At 60.7% G+C, this 15,644-nt stretch carries 15 protein-coding genes; 5 read left to right on the top strand and 10 right to left on the bottom strand.

Annotation, left to right across the window (positions count from 1 at the left end; translation table 11 throughout):
* The first annotated feature begins 58 nt into the window (after positions 1–58).
* From ACSOSP_RS20980 to ACSOSP_RS20970, 3 genes are all read left to right on the top strand, one after another.
* Positions 59–2,029 (top strand): APC family permease, encoded by a 1,971-nt coding sequence (locus ACSOSP_RS20980; RefSeq protein ID WP_455312837.1) that lies wholly within the window; start codon positions 59–61, stop codon positions 2,027–2,029.
* A gap of 161 nt (positions 2,030–2,190) precedes the next feature.
* Positions 2,191–3,111, top strand: coding sequence for a PTS sugar transporter subunit IIA (locus tag ACSOSP_RS20975; protein ID WP_455312836.1), 921 nt, complete (start codon positions 2,191–2,193; stop codon positions 3,109–3,111).
* A 318-nt stretch (positions 3,112–3,429) separates the two neighbouring features.
* On the top strand, positions 3,430–4,146 hold the full coding sequence (locus ACSOSP_RS20970; RefSeq protein WP_455312835.1) for a dienelactone hydrolase family protein: 717 nt from the start codon (positions 3,430–3,432) through the stop codon (positions 4,144–4,146).
* A gap of 54 nt (positions 4,147–4,200) precedes the next feature.
* Here ACSOSP_RS20970 and ACSOSP_RS20965 read toward each other — a convergent pair whose 3' ends face one another.
* The 7 genes from ACSOSP_RS20965 to ACSOSP_RS20935 form a co-directional block, all read right to left on the bottom strand.
* On the bottom strand, positions 4,201–4,695 hold the full coding sequence (locus ACSOSP_RS20965; RefSeq protein WP_455312834.1) for a DUF3237 domain-containing protein: 495 nt from the start codon (positions 4,693–4,695) through the stop codon (positions 4,201–4,203).
* A 63-nt stretch (positions 4,696–4,758) separates the two neighbouring features.
* Positions 4,759–5,079: an NIPSNAP family protein gene (locus tag ACSOSP_RS20960; protein WP_455312833.1), complete on the bottom strand. Its 321-nt coding sequence runs from the start codon at positions 5,077–5,079 to the stop codon at positions 4,759–4,761.
* Positions 5,080–5,107: 28 nt separating this feature from the next.
* The gene (locus ACSOSP_RS20955) at positions 5,108–5,857 is read right to left on the bottom strand and encodes an SDR family NAD(P)-dependent oxidoreductase (RefSeq protein WP_455312832.1); all 750 of its coding nucleotides are present in this window, start codon (positions 5,855–5,857) and stop codon (positions 5,108–5,110) included.
* Between the two features lie 104 nt (positions 5,858–5,961).
* Positions 5,962–6,951, bottom strand: a complete 990-nt coding sequence (locus tag ACSOSP_RS20950) for a zinc-dependent alcohol dehydrogenase family protein (protein ID WP_455312831.1) — start codon at positions 6,949–6,951, stop codon at positions 5,962–5,964.
* Between the two features lie 70 nt (positions 6,952–7,021).
* Positions 7,022–8,137, bottom strand: coding sequence for an alkene reductase (locus ACSOSP_RS20945; protein WP_455312830.1), 1,116 nt, complete (start codon positions 8,135–8,137; stop codon positions 7,022–7,024).
* A 126-nt stretch (positions 8,138–8,263) separates the two neighbouring features.
* Positions 8,264–9,010, bottom strand: a complete 747-nt coding sequence (locus ACSOSP_RS20940) for an SDR family NAD(P)-dependent oxidoreductase (RefSeq protein WP_455312829.1) — start codon at positions 9,008–9,010, stop codon at positions 8,264–8,266.
* Between the two features lie 66 nt (positions 9,011–9,076).
* Entirely contained in the window at positions 9,077–9,940 is an 864-nt protein-coding gene (locus tag ACSOSP_RS20935) for an alpha/beta fold hydrolase (RefSeq protein ID WP_455312828.1), read from the bottom strand.
* Between the two features lie 181 nt (positions 9,941–10,121).
* Here ACSOSP_RS20935 and ACSOSP_RS20930 point away from each other — a divergent pair, with 181 nt between their 5' ends.
* Together ACSOSP_RS20930 and ACSOSP_RS20925 are read left to right on the top strand one after the other, a co-directional pair.
* Positions 10,122–11,012 carry a LysR family transcriptional regulator gene (locus tag ACSOSP_RS20930; protein ID WP_455312827.1) on the top strand — a complete coding sequence of 297 codons (891 nt, stop codon included), beginning with the start codon at positions 10,122–10,124 and terminating at the stop codon, positions 11,010–11,012.
* Positions 11,013–11,114: 102 nt separating this feature from the next.
* Complete coding sequence (locus tag ACSOSP_RS20925; protein ID WP_455312826.1) at positions 11,115–11,540, top strand: GNAT family N-acetyltransferase; 426 nt, start codon at positions 11,115–11,117, stop codon at positions 11,538–11,540.
* A gap of 112 nt (positions 11,541–11,652) precedes the next feature.
* Here the strand turns inward: ACSOSP_RS20925 and ACSOSP_RS20920 are convergent, their stop codons facing one another.
* From ACSOSP_RS20920 to ACSOSP_RS20910, 3 genes are read right to left on the bottom strand one after another with little or no spacing between them, the layout of a single operon-like run.
* The gene (locus ACSOSP_RS20920) at positions 11,653–12,798 is read right to left on the bottom strand and encodes a substrate-binding domain-containing protein (RefSeq protein WP_455312825.1); all 1,146 of its coding nucleotides are present in this window, start codon (positions 12,796–12,798) and stop codon (positions 11,653–11,655) included.
* Between the two features lie 47 nt (positions 12,799–12,845).
* Positions 12,846–13,847, bottom strand: coding sequence for an ABC transporter permease (locus ACSOSP_RS20915; RefSeq protein WP_455312824.1), 1,002 nt, complete (start codon positions 13,845–13,847; stop codon positions 12,846–12,848).
* Positions 13,844–15,463: a sugar ABC transporter ATP-binding protein gene (locus ACSOSP_RS20910; protein WP_455312823.1), complete on the bottom strand. Its 1,620-nt coding sequence runs from the start codon at positions 15,461–15,463 to the stop codon at positions 13,844–13,846. Before ACSOSP_RS20910 ends, ACSOSP_RS20915 begins: the two co-directional genes overlap by 4 nt.
* Positions 15,464–15,644: the final 181 nt, after the last annotated feature.

The raw sequence follows: 15,644 nt of genomic DNA, 5'->3' as shown, positions 1-15,644 counted from the left end.
GGCCTCAACGTTCTCATCCGCAATGGTATTGCCGCTTCTCGATCAACCGGGAGACGCCATGAATGCCGTTCAAAAGATCTGGGGTGTGCTGATCGGCAAGCCGCTGGATCCTCTCGATCCGCGCACGCGCCATGCCATTGCCGTTACGCCCATACTCGCGTGGGTCGGCCTGGGCGCCGACGGCCTGTCGTCCTCCTGCTATGGTCCCGAAGAAGCATTCCTGGCGCTGGGTCAGCACACGTCGCTTGCGCTGATCCTTGCCTTGGCGACCGCAGCCACCGTCTTCATCATCGCGCTCGGCTACAACCAGGTCATCGAGCTGTTTCCCACTGGCGGAGGAGGCTATCGCGTGGCGACTGCGTTACTCGGGTCAAGCCCGGGGCTCGTCTCCGGTGCGGCGCTCCTGGTCGACTACGTGCTGACAATCGCGACATCGCTGGCGAGCGGTGTCGATGCGTTTTTCAGTTTATTGCCGGTCAGCGCGCAGGCATTCAAACTCGCGACCGAGCTCACGCTGATCGTGCTGATGACTGGCCTGAATTTCCGTGGCATGAAGGAATCGATCCTTGTGCTGTTGCCGATCTTCCTCGGTTTTGTCGTGCTCCATCTCGGGCTGATCATCTATGGCGTAGCCGTGCACGGCGATCATCTGGCGGCCGTCGTGCCGGGCGCCGTGGCGGAAGCGCATACCATGTCGCATACGCTCGGGCCGCTGGTGGTGGTCGCGCTGCTGATGCGTGCGTTCTCGCTGGGTGGTGGCACTTACACGGGGCTGGAAGCCGTGTCGAACAACGTCAACATGCTGGCCGAGCCGCGCGTACCGAACGGCAAGGTGACCATGTTCTACATGGCGACGTCGCTGGCGTTCACGGCGGGCGGCATCATCCTGCTCTACATGTTGTGGCATGCCCAGCCGGTCGAGGGCCAGACGCTTAACGCCGTGGTGTTCGGCAGCGTGATCGAGCATCTCGGACTTGGGTCAGCGTTCGCGCGTCATGCATTGCTCGCGGCCGTGCTGGCGCTTGAAGCGGGGTTGTTGCTGGTCGGTGCGCAAACGGGCTTTCTGGATGGCCCGGCGGTGTTGTCGAACATGGCCTCCGATTCATGGGTGCCGCGCCATTTCCGTGACCTGTCCACGCGCCTCGTCAGGCAGAACGGCATCGTGGTCATGGGGATCGCGAGTCTCGCGATCCTGTTCTGGACGCACGGCAATGTGGACATCCTGGTCGTGCTTTACAGCATCAACGTGTTCCTGACGTTCAGCCTGTCGCTGCTTGGTTTGTGCACGTACTGGTGGCGCCATCGTCACGACGGCAAGGGTTGGGTAAGGCCGTTCGCGCTGTCGGCGCTGGGCCTCGCGGTGACGAGTACTGTGCTGGTCATCACGCTGATCGAGAAGTTCGCGGCCGGTGGCTGGCTGACGGTGCTGGTGACCAGTGCGGTGATCGCCGCGTGTTTCCTGATCAAGCGCCATTACAGCGACACGCGTTCGCAACTCGCCCGCGAAGATTCACTTTTCACGGACTTGCCTGCCATCGCCACTGAGCCAGACGTACCCAAGCCGGACCCGTCCCAACCTACCGCGATCCTGCTGGTCGGCAAGCATCGCGGGGCCAGCATGCATGCGCTTTTGTGGGTCAACCGTCTGTTCCCGGGCCACTTCAAGAACTTCATCTTCCTTGCTGTGGGCGAAGTCGATGCGCAAAGTTACGAAGGCACTGAGCACCTGGAACGTCTGCAGAAAACGATCCAGTCATCGCTTGAGTATTACGTTTCGTATTGCCGCCGGCATGGCATTCCGGCCGAATACCGGACTGCCTTCGGCACACATCCGATAGGCGAATTCATGAAGCTCGCCGAGGCTACGCTGGACGAATTTCCAAACGGCGTCTGCTTTGCCAGCAAGCTGATCTTCAAGCGTGTCAATTTCCTGACAGCGTGGTTGCACAACCAGACGCCGGTGGAAATCCAGACGCGCCTGCATCAGCTGGGCAAGCAGATGGTGCTGTTGCCGATGAACGTGGGATGACAATGTCTGTCGCATAACGAATCGAACCCGAATTGACGCCTATTGCGGTCTCCGTATCCAGCTTCGCGATGTCAGTTTCGATTGTTGAGGCAGCGATTTTTTACGCAACGTTAACACCGCTTTTGATAGCCTTGAAGTAAGCAACGGAAAACGAGGGCGGTATGACGCACACACTGGGGGCTCTGCGGGCTCTTTTCACATCGGGCAAGCCCGACGCGCACCGCCGGTCACCTCCCGCGCCTGGCCGCAATGTGATGATGCACGTGACGCTCGACGCGCAACATGCGACCCCTTTGCGTCAGGCGCTGATCCGTGATTGCGCCGGTCAGCCGTGGACCATTCGTCTCGTGCCGCTGTACGGAACGGGCCGCGTGCGTCTATCGCTATATCTCCCCAGGGAGGCTGTGAGCGGGGCGATGCAGCGAGTCGCGCATCTGGCGCCGACTGCCGAGCTGGGGCAACTGTTTGAGGTCCCTCATGCCCCGACCGAGGCCTGGCGGGATTTGATGCAGCTCGCGTCCCCTCCGAGTGCTGGCCCGCCCGATCAATCGGACGAAATGGCTGCTGGAAACGACTCTCTTGCGCAATTGCTCGCGCAGGATCACGTCCTGCTCGGCCTGGACGTTGCGAGCCGGGAGTCACTTTTCGCCCATCTTGGGCGTTTCTGTGAACAACGCTTCGGGCTGCCGGCGGCGACCGTGATCGCGGGCCTCGAGGCCCGCGAATCGTTAGGCTCGACCGCGCTGGGTCAGGGGGTCGCCGTTCCGCACGGTCAAATCAAGGGGCTGCGTCACGCCATCACGTTATATGTTCGTCCGACGGCTCCGATTCCGTTTGATGCGCCCGACGGATATCCCGTGGGCGACGTGGTCGTGCTATTGGTCCCGGAATCGGCCACTAGCATGCATCTGCATCTGCTGGCCGATGTAGCGCAGCGCTTCTGCGACCACCACTTCCGCGAGCAACTGCATGCCTGTGTCGACGCACGGGCCGTGTGTCGATTGTTCGTTCGTTACAACGCACCAGATGCCGACCTGGTCGGCCGCCCTGATGCAGAGGCCAAATTGTCCGGTCAAGGCTGATAGGGGGTTCGTCGGCGGGTTGCCCTTCGACCCCGGCATGGGGCTTATCGCCGGCTCGGCACAGATGGTCTGTTCCAGGCAGCGATCCTGCTTGTGACCGAACACCGGGACCCTGCAATTCCGTTTTACCTGGGAGCGGGCGTCGCCGATTAAAAGCAAGGAATCCTATCCTTGCGAAAAAATTGAAGCTGGATACGATCAACCGGTTGGCCCGCTTCGCCAAGGCAGTGCGTGACGGACTGTGCAATCGGCAGGCGGGTAAGCGAGACCGCGCCGCTGGCGCTATGCTACCGGTTCCGCCCAACCGAGGACCATGTCATGAAACAGTCACCAGGATCGATGATCACCTACCAGCGCCCTGACGGAAAGGACGTCCAGGGTTACCTCGCCAAACCGCAGAAACTCGAAGGCGCGCCCGCCATTGTCGTGATTCAGGAATGGTGGGGCTTGAACGACCAGATTCGCGGCGTGGCAGACCGGTTCGCACGGTCTGGTTATATCGTGCTGGTACCCGATCTGTTCCGCGGAAAAACGACCGTCGAGGAAGAAGAGGCAAACCACCTGCTAGGCGCACTCGATTTCGCCGATGCCGCCGGCCAGGACATAGCAGGCGCCGTGAAGTACCTCAAGACGCAGTCGGATCGGGTCGGCGTGACCGGCTATTGCATGGGCGGCGCGCTGACGCTGCTGGCGCTAAGTCACGTGGCTGACATATCCGCCGGCGTGGTGTGGTACGGCTTCCCGCCGCTCGAATACATCGACGCATCGAAGATCAAGGCGCCCGTGCTCGGTCATTGGGCCGACCAGGACGCGTTCTTCCCCGCTGAAACGGTCGACGCATTGGAGAGCAAGCTGACCGAGGCCAAGGTCGATGTCGAGTTTCATCGCTACCTCGCGCATCATGCGTTCGCCAACGAGACAGCGGTCGGGCCGGGCCGTATTGCCAGGACCCAGTTCGATCCGGTGTGGTCGCAGTTGGCGTGGGACCGGACGCTGACCTTCTTCGGCCGCACGCTGTGGCCGCACGCCGGCTAGCGTTGCCTGGGGGCTAGCGGCGACCTGGCGCGCCCGCCAGGTCGAGCGTCTTGCTTACAAGACCTCAAACACGCTGTAGACCGGTCCATTTGCGAACCGATGTCCCGTGCCCACGGCGATGATCCGGTTCAGCCAGTCGTACTTCCCGTCAGGCGCTTCGAACATCGGGTTGATCCGGAAGTAGTAGCTTGCCGGATCAACTTCCTCGCCTTTTTCCAATCGCTGAATGACGTCAGCGGGGCCGTGTCGCACGCCGCGATACGCCACCGTGATGTTCACGCCATCGTCGGTTTGCAGGATCAGGCGCACGTCGAGCGTGGTGCTTGCGTCGCGGCGCACGGTTTGCCAGTCGGCGCCACCGTCCAGCACCTTGCCCGACAGCCGCTCGCCGGCAAACGTTCCTGACGGCACGATTCCCACGCGACGAAATGACCCCGGCGTTTCACCGACAATCACAATCGGCTTGACGTCGAGTCGCATGACGAACAGAGGGCGGGTTTGCACGCTCTTGAGCGGCGTGGGGAGATCATCGAAAAGCGGAGTAGACATGGTGTTCACGATCGCTATGGTGGGCAGTGGCGTTGGTCCGCAAGACGAACCTGACTGGTTGCGTTATTGAAGCGGCGAAAAGTCAGTTGGCCGCATGATCCGCGACTCCATGCTGACGAGAATATCGAGCGCTTTCACCTTGCTGCCGAATGCTTGCCAGCGGCTGTCGGCAGCCATCCTGTCGCGGCGCTCAAGCCGGTCGTCCAGGCTTTTGTACGCCCAGATATGAACGATCTGGCTGATGTCGCCAATCTCGGTCGTGAAGAAGCCGATCAGTTCGCCGAGGAATTCCTTCTGAAGCGGCAGGGCCTCGCTTTTGTACAACGCAAGCCATTCAGCAGCGCGCAAAGGTTTGAAGGTGTAGGTCCGGATTTCGTAAAGCATCGGTTATCTCCTGGGCAATAAAAATGAGTTACGACGCGGTTCGTCCGCCGTTGACCCTGAGCACTTCGCCGGTCATGAAGCTCGACTTGTCAGACGAAACGAACACAATAGCGTCCGCGATTTCCTCGGGCGTACCGGCCCGTTTGAGCGGGACGGCCGCGAGAAAGGCCGCCTTGCGTTGCGGATCTGCCAGGAGCCGATTCAGCATTGCCGTCTCCACGGGACCGGGGGCGACGGCATTGACTCGCACGCCGAACGCGGCAGCCTCGAGCGCCGCGGATTTCGTCAGCCCTTCGACAGCATGCTTGCTGGCCACGTAGAGGGATGCGCCTGCCGCACCACGCGCGCCCATCGTCGACGAGATGTTGACGATACTGCCGCTGCCTTGCGCAGTCATCACGCGCAGTTCGTGTTTCATGGCCAGCAGCGTGCCGAGCACGTTGGTGTCGAAGACGGCGGCGTAGCGTTCGGGCGTCTGCTCCGTCACAGGCGCGGACTCGCCTTCGGAGCCCGCGGCGTTGACCGCCACATCGAGGCGGCCGAAGCGGGCCACGGCGCCGTCGACGAGATTGCGGACATCGTCTTCGAAACGGACATCCGCCTCAATGAATTCAGCTTCTACGCCGAGTGCGCTCAGTTCTGCGGCGAGCGTCCGGCCCTCTTCAACGCGGCGGCCCGATACGACGATCCGCGCATTGTCGCGGGCGAATGCAAAGGCGGCGGCGCGGCCAATGCCGGTCAGCGCGCCCGTGATAAGTACAACAGGATGGTTAGACATTTCGTTTGCATATCCTTGATCGGGCAGCGCGAAAGCAAGTCATGCTGATCGCACCGCCGTTGAACGGGGTGCCAGTGTCCGTGACCGGGCATTGGCGTTTTCGTTTACACGGTCACCACGATCTTGCCGAACTGACCATTGGTTTCCAGATAACGATGCACCTCGACCATTTCGTCGAACGTGAAGGTGCGATCGATCACCGGTTTGAGCGCACCGCTTTCAAGCCCCTTGAGCACGTACTCCACCGCAGCCTTGCGACGTGTCGCGTCACCGCTTGTCAGCCAGATGTTGTGACCCTTGACGGTGATCATCTTGGCGATCATGTCAAGCGCAGGCAACGGCGTCACACTCGGGCTAAGCGCGCCATAGATATACGCAATGCCCTGGAACGACAGCGCCGAAATCAGCTTCGGGAAGTTCGGACCGCCGACCGGATCGAACACGACGCGTGCACCCTGGCCGCCCGTGATGCGCGTGACTTCTTCGACCAGATCGGTCTCGTCCGTGACAATGACGTGCGCCGCGCCCGCATCGAGCAACTGCTGTTTCTTGTCTGCCGTGCGCGTTGTCGCGATCGACGTCGCGCCGGCGTAGTTGGCAATCTGGATCGCGGCGAGTCCGACGCTGCTCGACGCTGCCGGGATGATGACAAAATCGCCCTTGCTTACTTTCGCATCTTCGATGAGCGCGCCGTAAGCCGTCACGAACATCATCCAGACCGATGCTGCCTCGGCATACGAAAGCGATTCCGGATGCCTGACGACCGCGTGTTCCGGCGCAATGACGATTTCGCCATACGTATGGTACTGGTTCATCGAAAACGACGGAATCAGGTTGACCTTGTCGCCCGGCGCGAAGCCGGTCACGTCCTTTCCCACCGCGTCGACAATACCCGCTGCTTCGTACCCAAGACCGGCCGGGAACTTGACGGGTTCGATGTACTCGTCCACGCGCCACATCGCCTCGGCGCGATTGATGCCTATCGCCTTGACGCTGATGCGGACTTCGCCTGGGCCCGGAGCGGGGACCTCCGCATCGACGAATTCAAGGACTTCGGGACCGCCGGCTTTAGCAAATTTGATCGTACGTGACATGAAACGCTCCAGAGTAATTGGGGTTCAAGCGGGGTTCAAGCGGAGTTCATCAAGCTAAGCGCCGCTGGGTTCACACGGTTTCCGCTGCTTCAACAGCAGGCGAATAAGAGGGGAAATCTGAGTAATGCCTTTCATCGCCGCCCCAGAACGCGGCGCGGACATACGGTGTCAGCGGCAGCTTGTGTTGCAGACGATACGGCAAATCCGGATTTGATGAGAAATGCCGGCCGAATGCGACCAGGTCTGCATCGCCGGAGGCCACGATCGCTTCAGCACTGTCGCCGTCGAAACCGCCGGCCGCGATAATCGGACCGGAGAAGTGCGCACGGAGATACTTCGTTGCAACAGGCGCTTGCCCTTCATGCAGCGTTTCATCGCCCTTGATGCGCGGCTCGATCACATGCAGATACGCAATCTTGTAGCCGTCGAGCACCTTTGCGACGTAGCTGAAGGTTGCCTCGGGATCGCTGTCGGAAACGCCGCCCCATTCGCCTGACGGCGAGATGCGTACGCCAACGCGGTCTGCGCCCCACACGGAGATGAGCGCTTCAACGGCTTCGCGCAGGAAGCGGACACGGTTTTCGATCGGGCCGCCGTAAGCGTCGGTGCGTTTGTTGGAGCCGTCCTGGATGAATTGATCCACCAGGTAGCCGTTCGCCGCGTGAAGCTCGACGCCATCGAAACCGGCATCCAGCGCACGTTGCGCCGCGACGCGAAACTCTTCGACAATGCCCGGAATTTCTTCAATGCCAAGCGCCCGATGCGGTGAAGCGGGAACGAAGCCGTCCCTGGTCAGCGCGACGCCATCGAACGGCACGACCGAAGGCGCAAGCGGGTCAACACCGCCGGTCATCTCGACATGGCTTTGACGGCCGCCGTGGATGAGTTGCATGAAGGCGCGGCCACCCTTGGCGTGAATGGCATTGGCGATCGCCTTCCAGCCTTCCACTTGCCCGTCGTGATAGAAGCTCGCGGCGCCAAGGTACGAGCGGGCAGGGATCGAGATGCTGACGCCTTCAATGACTTCCAGCCCGCCATTCGATGCACGCTGGCCGTAGAAGTCGGCCATCATCGGGCTCGGGATGTCACCGGGCTGGATGGTGCGCAGGCGGGTCATCGGCGCCAAGACGACACGATGCGAGACGGTATAGGCGCCAACTTTCTTTGGTGTGAACAAGTGAGCCATGATCTTTCCTTTAAGAGGTAACCTGAAATGAGTTTGTTTTGTTCCGGTGCTGCGTTTAATTTAAGTGTGGATACCTAATCAATATGATTTTTCACCCGCGCTGGAAATCTGCTTGATCTGGTTCGCCTAGAGCTTCGAGCCGCCGTCTACGTTCAGCGTTTCGCCGGTAATCCAGCGCGCCGCATCCGATGCGAGAAACGCGACCGCACTACCAATGTCATCCGGTTGCGCGACGCGCTTTAGCGCCTGCATGCCGATCGCAACCGCGCGTCCTTCGTCAGTCTTCATGAAACTCGACATATCGGTTGCGACCGCACCGGGCGCCACCGCATTCACGCGAATACCGCGTTCGCCAAGTGCGGAGGCGAAATGCTTGACGAGGGTATCGACCGCGCCCTTGGTCGCGGCGTATGCGGGCAGCTTGCCGACCACCGACCGCGCTGCGAGCGACGACAACAGAACCACGCTGCTGCCTTTGCACATCACCGGCAGCAATTGCTGCACGAGGAAATAGGGCGCCCGTACATTCACGGCGAACAGGTTGTCGAAATCTTCGACAGTCGTTTCCTCGATGCTTGCCGCTTTCGAAACACCGGCGTTGGCCACCAGAATGTCCAGTCGATGGCCCACCACGGCGCGGACACGTTGGGCGAGCGTATGCGGGCCGTCCGCATCGCGCAGATTCGCAGCGACCTTTTGAGCGTTGCCACCGGCTGCACGAATTTCGGCAACCACGGCGTCCGCTTCTTTTTCTCCGCTGCTGTAGTGAACCAGCACTTGCGCGCCCTGGCTTGCCAGTGCAAGGGCACTAGCCCGGCCGATGCCGCGCGAAGCGCCTGTGACGAGAGCGGTCTTTCCGGTGAGGTTGGTCATGATCAGACTCCTGCAGGTTGATTGAAAACGATCTGACGATTTCAGTGCACGAACATGAGCGATGGCTCACGCGTGTTCGTCGCTCTCGGACAGGAACTGCGCGACATGCATCACGAAGCGCTCGGGGTACTGATACAGCGAGCCGTGATTGGCATCGGGGTAAATGATCAGCTGCGCATTCGGAATGTTCTGCTGCAGGATCCACGAGTTGATCGAGTAGATGATTACGTCGTTATCGCCGTTGATCACGAGCGTGGGCTGAGCGAGCGCTGCCAGATAATCGAAAGGGTTCTCGCGCGGCGCGCCCCATTTGCCGAGTGCGGCGAGTTGCGCCGGCGCGACCTTGTCGTTGGCTTCGGGGTCCCGGCCTTCGGTGCGCTCGCGAAAGCGCTGCAGGAACTTACGGCCGGCTGCCTGGCTCGCATCCGACGGCGAGAAATGCACGCGCAGCCACAAGTGATCCGGCTCGTCGTAATTCGCGCCGAAAATCTCCTGTGCTTCCGGCGTGAGCGATGCCATGCCTTCGCCGCTGCGGGGGCCGGTTCCCACCAATATCAGGCGGCGTACGAGTTTCGGTTCAGCCAGCGCCAGTTCCTGGGCGATCAGGCCGCCCATCGAGAAACCGAGCACGTCGACTTGCGTGAGCCCGAGCGCCTTGATAAAGGCGGCGGCATTGGCAGCCATCTCTTCAATCGACTGCGGTACTTCGCCTGACGTGCTGGAGATGCCGGCGTTGTTGAACAGGATCACTTCGCGGCCCTGCGCAAGACCGTTCGTGACAGCCGGGTCCCAGTGATCCATCGTGCCGGTGAAGTGGATGTTCAACACGAGCGGCACGCCGCCTGTCTTGCCAAAGCGCCGATAGGCGAAGCGGATGCCGTTTGCATCAACGAATTGCGTCGGGGCGGTTTGGTGGGTGTGGCTGGTCATGGCGATTCTCCGATATAGATGAAAGGCATGGAGCGGCTTGGATGTCGAGTCGTTGCGATGAAGAGGCTGTTGCCGTTTCGTCGCTGCCTGATGGGTAATGTAGTGGGGTCTTGCGCAGAGTAAAAAGACTTTGTAGGCTGGCGGACATGCCTGTCAGGCATGACTAAATTGAAGGAAGCGTATGGAGCTCAGACATTTGCGGTACTTCCTGGCCGTCGCGGAGACCGGTAGCCTCACCGTTGCGGCTGAGCGCCGCCTGCACACGTCGCAGCCGTCGCTGAGCCGGCAAATCCGTGACCTGGAAGACGAAGTTGGAGCGGAACTGTTCAACCGTAGTGCGCGTGGGGTCGAGCTGACGGCTGCGGGCAAGGCTTTCCTCGACCATGCACGGCTGGCGCTTACACAAGTCGATGCCGCGGTCGAGGCTGCGCGCCGTGCCGCGCAACCGACGAAGCAGGTGTTCGCGCTCGGCTTCCTGACCGGTCAGGAAATGACCTGGCTGCCGCGCGCGATGCAGGTGCTGCGCGATGAACTGCCGAATATCGACGTGACGGTATCGAGCCATTATTCGCCGGACCTCGCCGATGCGCTCGCACGCGGCAAGCTCGATCTCGCATTTCTGCGTGCCGAACCGGGGTTTGATCTGGACTATCGCGTAGTCAGCCGCGAAAAGCTGATTGCACTGATGCCAAGCGATCATCCGCTTACCGAGCAAAAAACGATCCGTCCGGAGGACTTCGTGGGCAAGCCCTTCATCATGGCTTCGAACAAGGCGAAGGTGCTGCACGCAGTGATCGAGAGGTATCTGGAAGCGAACGGGGTCAACATCACGCCTGAGCACGGCGTCGACAATCTGGCGATGGCCATGTCGCTCGTGGCATCCACGCGCGGGCTGGCGTTGATGCCGGAGTACGCAAACAACCTCTTGCCGTGGTCGGTCGTCAGCCGTCCTCTTGAAGGTGAGACACCGACGATCGATCTTGTTATCGGCTACAGCAAGTCGAACACCTCTCCCGTCCTGAAGCTATTTCTGTCGAGGGCAGACGAGTTGATGATGCACGCCACCAGTTGATGGCGGTGGGTAAGCGGTGATAGATGTGATCGGCCAGATTGCTTTGGTGGCTCCGGCCAAGCCGCAATCCCCAACCTTAAACAACCGATCTTGACAGGATGGATGATGGGCGCACAGATTCGAGAAATGGTATTGGCTGACTATGACGCTGTCGTTGCTCTGTGGAAGAGCACGCCAGGGGTCGACATTCGTCCCCTTACCGACAGCCGCGAGGGGATTGAACGTCTGCTCGCCAGAAACCCGGGTCTGAGCGTCGTTGCCGTCAATGATCGCGAACTGGTCGGCTGCGCCCTTGCCAGCCACGATGGCCGCCGTGGATTCCTCCAGCACGTCGTGGTCGCACCGGCTTCGCGCGATCAGGGTCTCGCCAAGGCAATGATCGATATATGTATCGAGCGTCTCCGGGAACATCACCTGGGATGGGTGCATCTGGATGTCGTTGTTGATAACGGCGCGGCCATGGCCTTTTGGGAAAAGGCCGGCTGGCACCCTGTTGATACGCTGACGCGGCTCTCTCGCGCGCTTTAGGTCCTGGCTGGCCGACCACGCGAATCCAGCGGCAGCAGAGAGGTCGCTGGCGAAGCACGCACCACCCAAGCGCGCTCCGCCCGCATCACTTAAGCATCACTCAACCATCACATCAGCCGCAAGCCGGCTTCGCCTTCGTGCAAGCGTCGGCCAACTGAGCCGGCGGATCTTTCTTGAAGACGGTCTTGTACGATTCGAGCACGTTGGACTGAACCACCGCCAACGACTGCACGCCGATCCATGCCGGCGGCGTCTGTCCAATGAGCGCCTTCATCATGGCCATTGCCTCGGCTACGCCCTGATCATAGGGACGCTGCGAACCGGTTGCCTTCAGCGGTCCACCCTTGGCGATCTCGATCGCGGATTCAAGGCCGAGGTCAACCGTGGTCACCGGGATGTTCACGCCCTGCGCGCGCATCGATGTCAGCGTGTCCAGCGCCGGTTGATCCCACACGGCGAACAGTCCCTTGACGTCCGGATTACCCGTCAGGAAGTCGCCCGCAATTTGCCCGACTTTCGACGGGTCGGTGAAGTCCACTTGCTTGATCTTGAGGTCGGGCCGGTTCTTCGCCATCCAGTCGTTGACCGCTTTGGTGCGTTCCTTCGTGCTGAAATAGTCCACGCCGAAATTCACGAGTCCAATGGTCGAGCCTTTGGCTACGCACGATGCAAGAACCTTCGCCGCGATCTGGCCGTTGCCTTCGCTGTCGGCGGAGATCATGGACGCGTATTGTTCCGGATGCTTCAGGCCGGCCGGCACGTTGTCCATGAACACCAGCTTGATGCCGGCCTGCGACACTTTCTTGTACGTTGCGGCGGTCGCAGTTCCATCGACGGGAATGGAGATGATGCCGTCCGGATGGCGCTGAATGGTGTTCTCGATATCCGCAATCTGCTTGTCGACCTGGTACTCGGCCGACGCCGTGCCAATGACCTCCACGCCGTATTTCTTCAGCGTGTCGGTAATGCCCTGGACCTGCAGTTGCGACCAGTCGAGATTCATGGTCTGCATCGAAATGCCGACCTTGAATTTACCGGCCTTGATCTTGGCTACGTCAGCATCGCTCAGTTTCACCGTATCCACCGACGCCGCTTTTTCGCCGTTCGGTCCTTGCCCGACGATTGTCTTCGGTCCTATCGATGCAACTGGCAGTCCGGTCACGCACTGCGCGCTGGCGTCCAAAGAAGACAGGGCCGCAACGCCTGCCGCTGCCATCATGCCCGCTAACACCATTCTTGAGCCACGACGATGTTTCATGATTCTCCTCCGTTGGTTTTGATGTACTTCGTCCCCTGCCTGCTGCGTCACTTCTTTGTAAAGGCGACCGCCGCGACGATGATCGCCCCCTTGATGACAAGCTGGAGCGAAGAACTCACGCCCAGCAACACAAGACCGTTATTCAGCGTTCCGATAATCAGGCTGCCCAGCAGCGTGCCGAGCACGAACCCCCTGCCGCCGAACAGGCTGCAACCGCCCAGCGTCACGGAGGCGATCACATCGAGTTCGAGTCCCTGCACGACATCGGGCCGCGCTGCGTGAGAGCGCGCGGACAGGACGAGCGCGGCGAGCCCGGCAAGCATGCCGGTGAGGATGAACGCGAGCGTGGTGACGCGCCTGATGTTGATCCCTGAATAAAGCGCGGCGGTCGGATTGCCGCCGGCCGCATAGATCTGCCGGCCGAAGACGCTGTAGTGAAGCAGCAGGATGCCGGCGATCACGGCGAGCAAGGTCCAGATGATCGGCACCGGCACGCCGAAGATGTCACCTTCGCCGAAGATCGAGACGAAGGAGTCGTTGGTGATGATGACCGGCCGGGTCGTGGTGACCAGCAGTGCCAGCCCGCGCGCCGCGCTGAGGGTCCCAAGCGTGACCAGGAACGAAGGAATATTCAGCCTTGTGACGACGAACCCGTTGATCGCCCCCACGATTGCGCCGGTCCCAATGCCCGCTATGGCGCCGATGATCCAGTTGTCGCCAATATGAGCCATCGCGAGTGCGGCGGACATGCCGGACAACGCCAGTGCGGACCCCACGGACAAGTCGATCTGCCGGGCGATGATCACGAACGTCATGCCGATAGCGATGATGGACACAAGCGCGGTCTGGCGGCCGATGTTCAGGAAGTTGTCGATGGAGAGGAACCACGGCGACGCAAAGCTGAACACGACCAGCAAGATTGCAAACGCGAAATACAGCGCGTAGGGCCGGTTGCCTTGCAACAGGAGCCGCACTAACTGCCACTTGCGGCTGCGCCGCTGTTGGGCTGCCTGCTCGTCAGTCGCGGGCGTTGAGACAGAGTCGTTCATGTTGCGTGCGCCCCGAAGGAAGTCCCCTTGGGGGACTCGTTGGTAGAACGGGAAAGCTGAATCAGGTGATGCAGCGCTTCGGCGTTGCCGAGATGAGCGCGATCCAGGGTATTGACTATGCGGCCATCGACGACAATCGAGATCCGGTCGCACAAGCGCAGCAGTTCATCGAGATCCGACGACACGACCAGAACACCTGTTCCGGCCCGCGCGGCGTCCTGGACCACGCCGTAGATTTCCTCGCGCGCGCCGACGTCGACGCCGACCGTGGGTTCGTCGAGTAACAGAAGCTTGGGACGCGGGTGATCCCACTTGGCGAAAACCACTTTCTGCTGATTGCCGCCGGACAGGAACTTGACGTACGTGGAGGATCCGGGTGCTTTGACAGCGAGCTTTTTCATCGAGCTTTGCGCCTGCTGCACGGCAGCCTGGCTGCGCAGCCAACCCCAATGCGAAAATTGCGGCAGCCGCGGCAGAGTGAGGTTTCGTTCGATGGAATGATCGAGAACCAGGCCCTGCACATGGCGGTCTTCCGGCACGAGCGCGACGCCAAGTTTGATGGCTTGGGCCGGTGTGATTCGTGACATCGCCTGATCGTCGATCACGATGCTGCCGGTGTCTACCGCCCTGAGTCCGAAGACGGTTTCCAGGATCTCGGTACGGCCGCTGCCGATCAATCCCGCGAGTCCGTGGACTTCGCCCTTGCAGACGGTGAGGTCCACATCGCGAAGCCGGTCGTTGCACACTCTGGACAACGTAAGGACGGGCTGGGCGGCTACGGCAACGTTCTTCTTCTCCTGGGTAGGCAAATCGCTCGCCGAGCCCACGGCGGTCCTCTCCCGCGCATGCAAGGCCGCGTGGCCGGGGCCGATAATTGCCGCCACCAGTTGCTTCATGTCGGTTTGCGCCGTTGGGAACATCCCGACATTCATGCCGTCACGGAAAACCGTGACGCGCTGCGAAATACGAAAGACCTCGTTCAACCGATGGGTCACGTAGATGACGCCCACACCGCGACTGGTGACCGTGCGGATGGCGTCGAAGAGAATCTGTTCCTCACCACCGGTCAGCGCCGAGGTGGGTTCGTCGAGAATCAGTATGCGCACGTCTCCCATCAACGCCTTGCAGATCTCCGTCATCTGGCGATAAGCAAAGGGGAGGGAACCCACAGGCGTTCGTGCATCGAGTGGAATGCCGTGGGCCCGAAGAAAGTCGGTGACCATAGCCATGAGCTGGCGTTTCTTGACGAACCCCAGCCGCGTGCGCGGCTCTCGTCCCAGCATCAGGTTTGCCCCGACTGACAGGGATTCGACCAGGCTCAGGTCCTGGTAGACGACGGCAACACCGGCGGCGCGTGATTGCGCCGGGGAGTCGAACGCGACTCTCTCGCCCGCGATCTCGATGGACCCTTCGTCGTAAGCATGAACACCGCTCAGGATCTTGATCAGCGTTGACTTCCCGGCTCCGTTTTCGCCCAGCAACGCATGGACTTCTCCGGGAAGTACTTCGAGATTGACCCCGCGAAGCGCTTGCACGCCGCCAAACCGCTTGGTGACGCCCGCGACACGGATCAACGGAACCTGAGGCGATGATGCGGCCGCAACCGGCTCACTCATCTCGCTTGTCTCCTTCGTCTGCATGACGAAATTATTTTATGTTTTTGCGATTTTTTTGCTCTTCATCGCAAAACGATGTTGTGATCTTCTCATCACCCAAATGGCGAGTCAATAACATTTACGGGCGTGAGGGCGTGATGAACACCGTTGAAATGTGATGATCGTATCTTTCGATGTAACT

This window comes from Caballeronia sp. KNU42 (assembly GCF_053760385.1).
The sequence above is the reverse complement of the archived record's forward strand: the minus strand, read 5'-3'. Positions and strand labels throughout refer to the sequence as shown.

Coding starts and splice junctions, on each gene's coding strand:
- ACSOSP_RS20980 (WP_455312837.1), top strand. CDS start 59: ATGAATGCCGTTCAAAAGATCTGGGGTGTGCTGATCGGCAAGCCGCTG.
- ACSOSP_RS20975 (WP_455312836.1), top strand. CDS start 2,191: ATGACGCACACACTGGGGGCTCTGCGGGCTCTTTTCACATCGGGCAAG.
- ACSOSP_RS20970 (WP_455312835.1), top strand. CDS start 3,430: ATGAAACAGTCACCAGGATCGATGATCACCTACCAGCGCCCTGACGGA.
- ACSOSP_RS20965 (WP_455312834.1), bottom strand. CDS start 4,695: ATGTCTACTCCGCTTTTCGATGATCTCCCCACGCCGCTCAAGAGCGTG.
- ACSOSP_RS20960 (WP_455312833.1), bottom strand. CDS start 5,079: ATGCTTTACGAAATCCGGACCTACACCTTCAAACCTTTGCGCGCTGCT.
- ACSOSP_RS20955 (WP_455312832.1), bottom strand. CDS start 5,857: ATGTCTAACCATCCTGTTGTACTTATCACGGGCGCGCTGACCGGCATT.
- ACSOSP_RS20950 (WP_455312831.1), bottom strand. CDS start 6,951: ATGTCACGTACGATCAAATTTGCTAAAGCCGGCGGTCCCGAAGTCCTT.
- ACSOSP_RS20945 (WP_455312830.1), bottom strand. CDS start 8,137: ATGGCTCACTTGTTCACACCAAAGAAAGTTGGCGCCTATACCGTCTCG.
- ACSOSP_RS20940 (WP_455312829.1), bottom strand. CDS start 9,010: ATGACCAACCTCACCGGAAAGACCGCTCTCGTCACAGGCGCTTCGCGC.
- ACSOSP_RS20935 (WP_455312828.1), bottom strand. CDS start 9,940: ATGACCAGCCACACCCACCAAACCGCCCCGACGCAATTCGTTGATGCA.
- ACSOSP_RS20930 (WP_455312827.1), top strand. CDS start 10,122: ATGGAGCTCAGACATTTGCGGTACTTCCTGGCCGTCGCGGAGACCGGT.
- ACSOSP_RS20925 (WP_455312826.1), top strand. CDS start 11,115: ATGATGGGCGCACAGATTCGAGAAATGGTATTGGCTGACTATGACGCT.
- ACSOSP_RS20920 (WP_455312825.1), bottom strand. CDS start 12,798: ATGAAACATCGTCGTGGCTCAAGAATGGTGTTAGCGGGCATGATGGCA.
- ACSOSP_RS20915 (WP_455312824.1), bottom strand. CDS start 13,847: ATGAACGACTCTGTCTCAACGCCCGCGACTGACGAGCAGGCAGCCCAA.
- ACSOSP_RS20910 (WP_455312823.1), bottom strand. CDS start 15,463: ATGAGTGAGCCGGTTGCGGCCGCATCATCGCCTCAGGTTCCGTTGATC.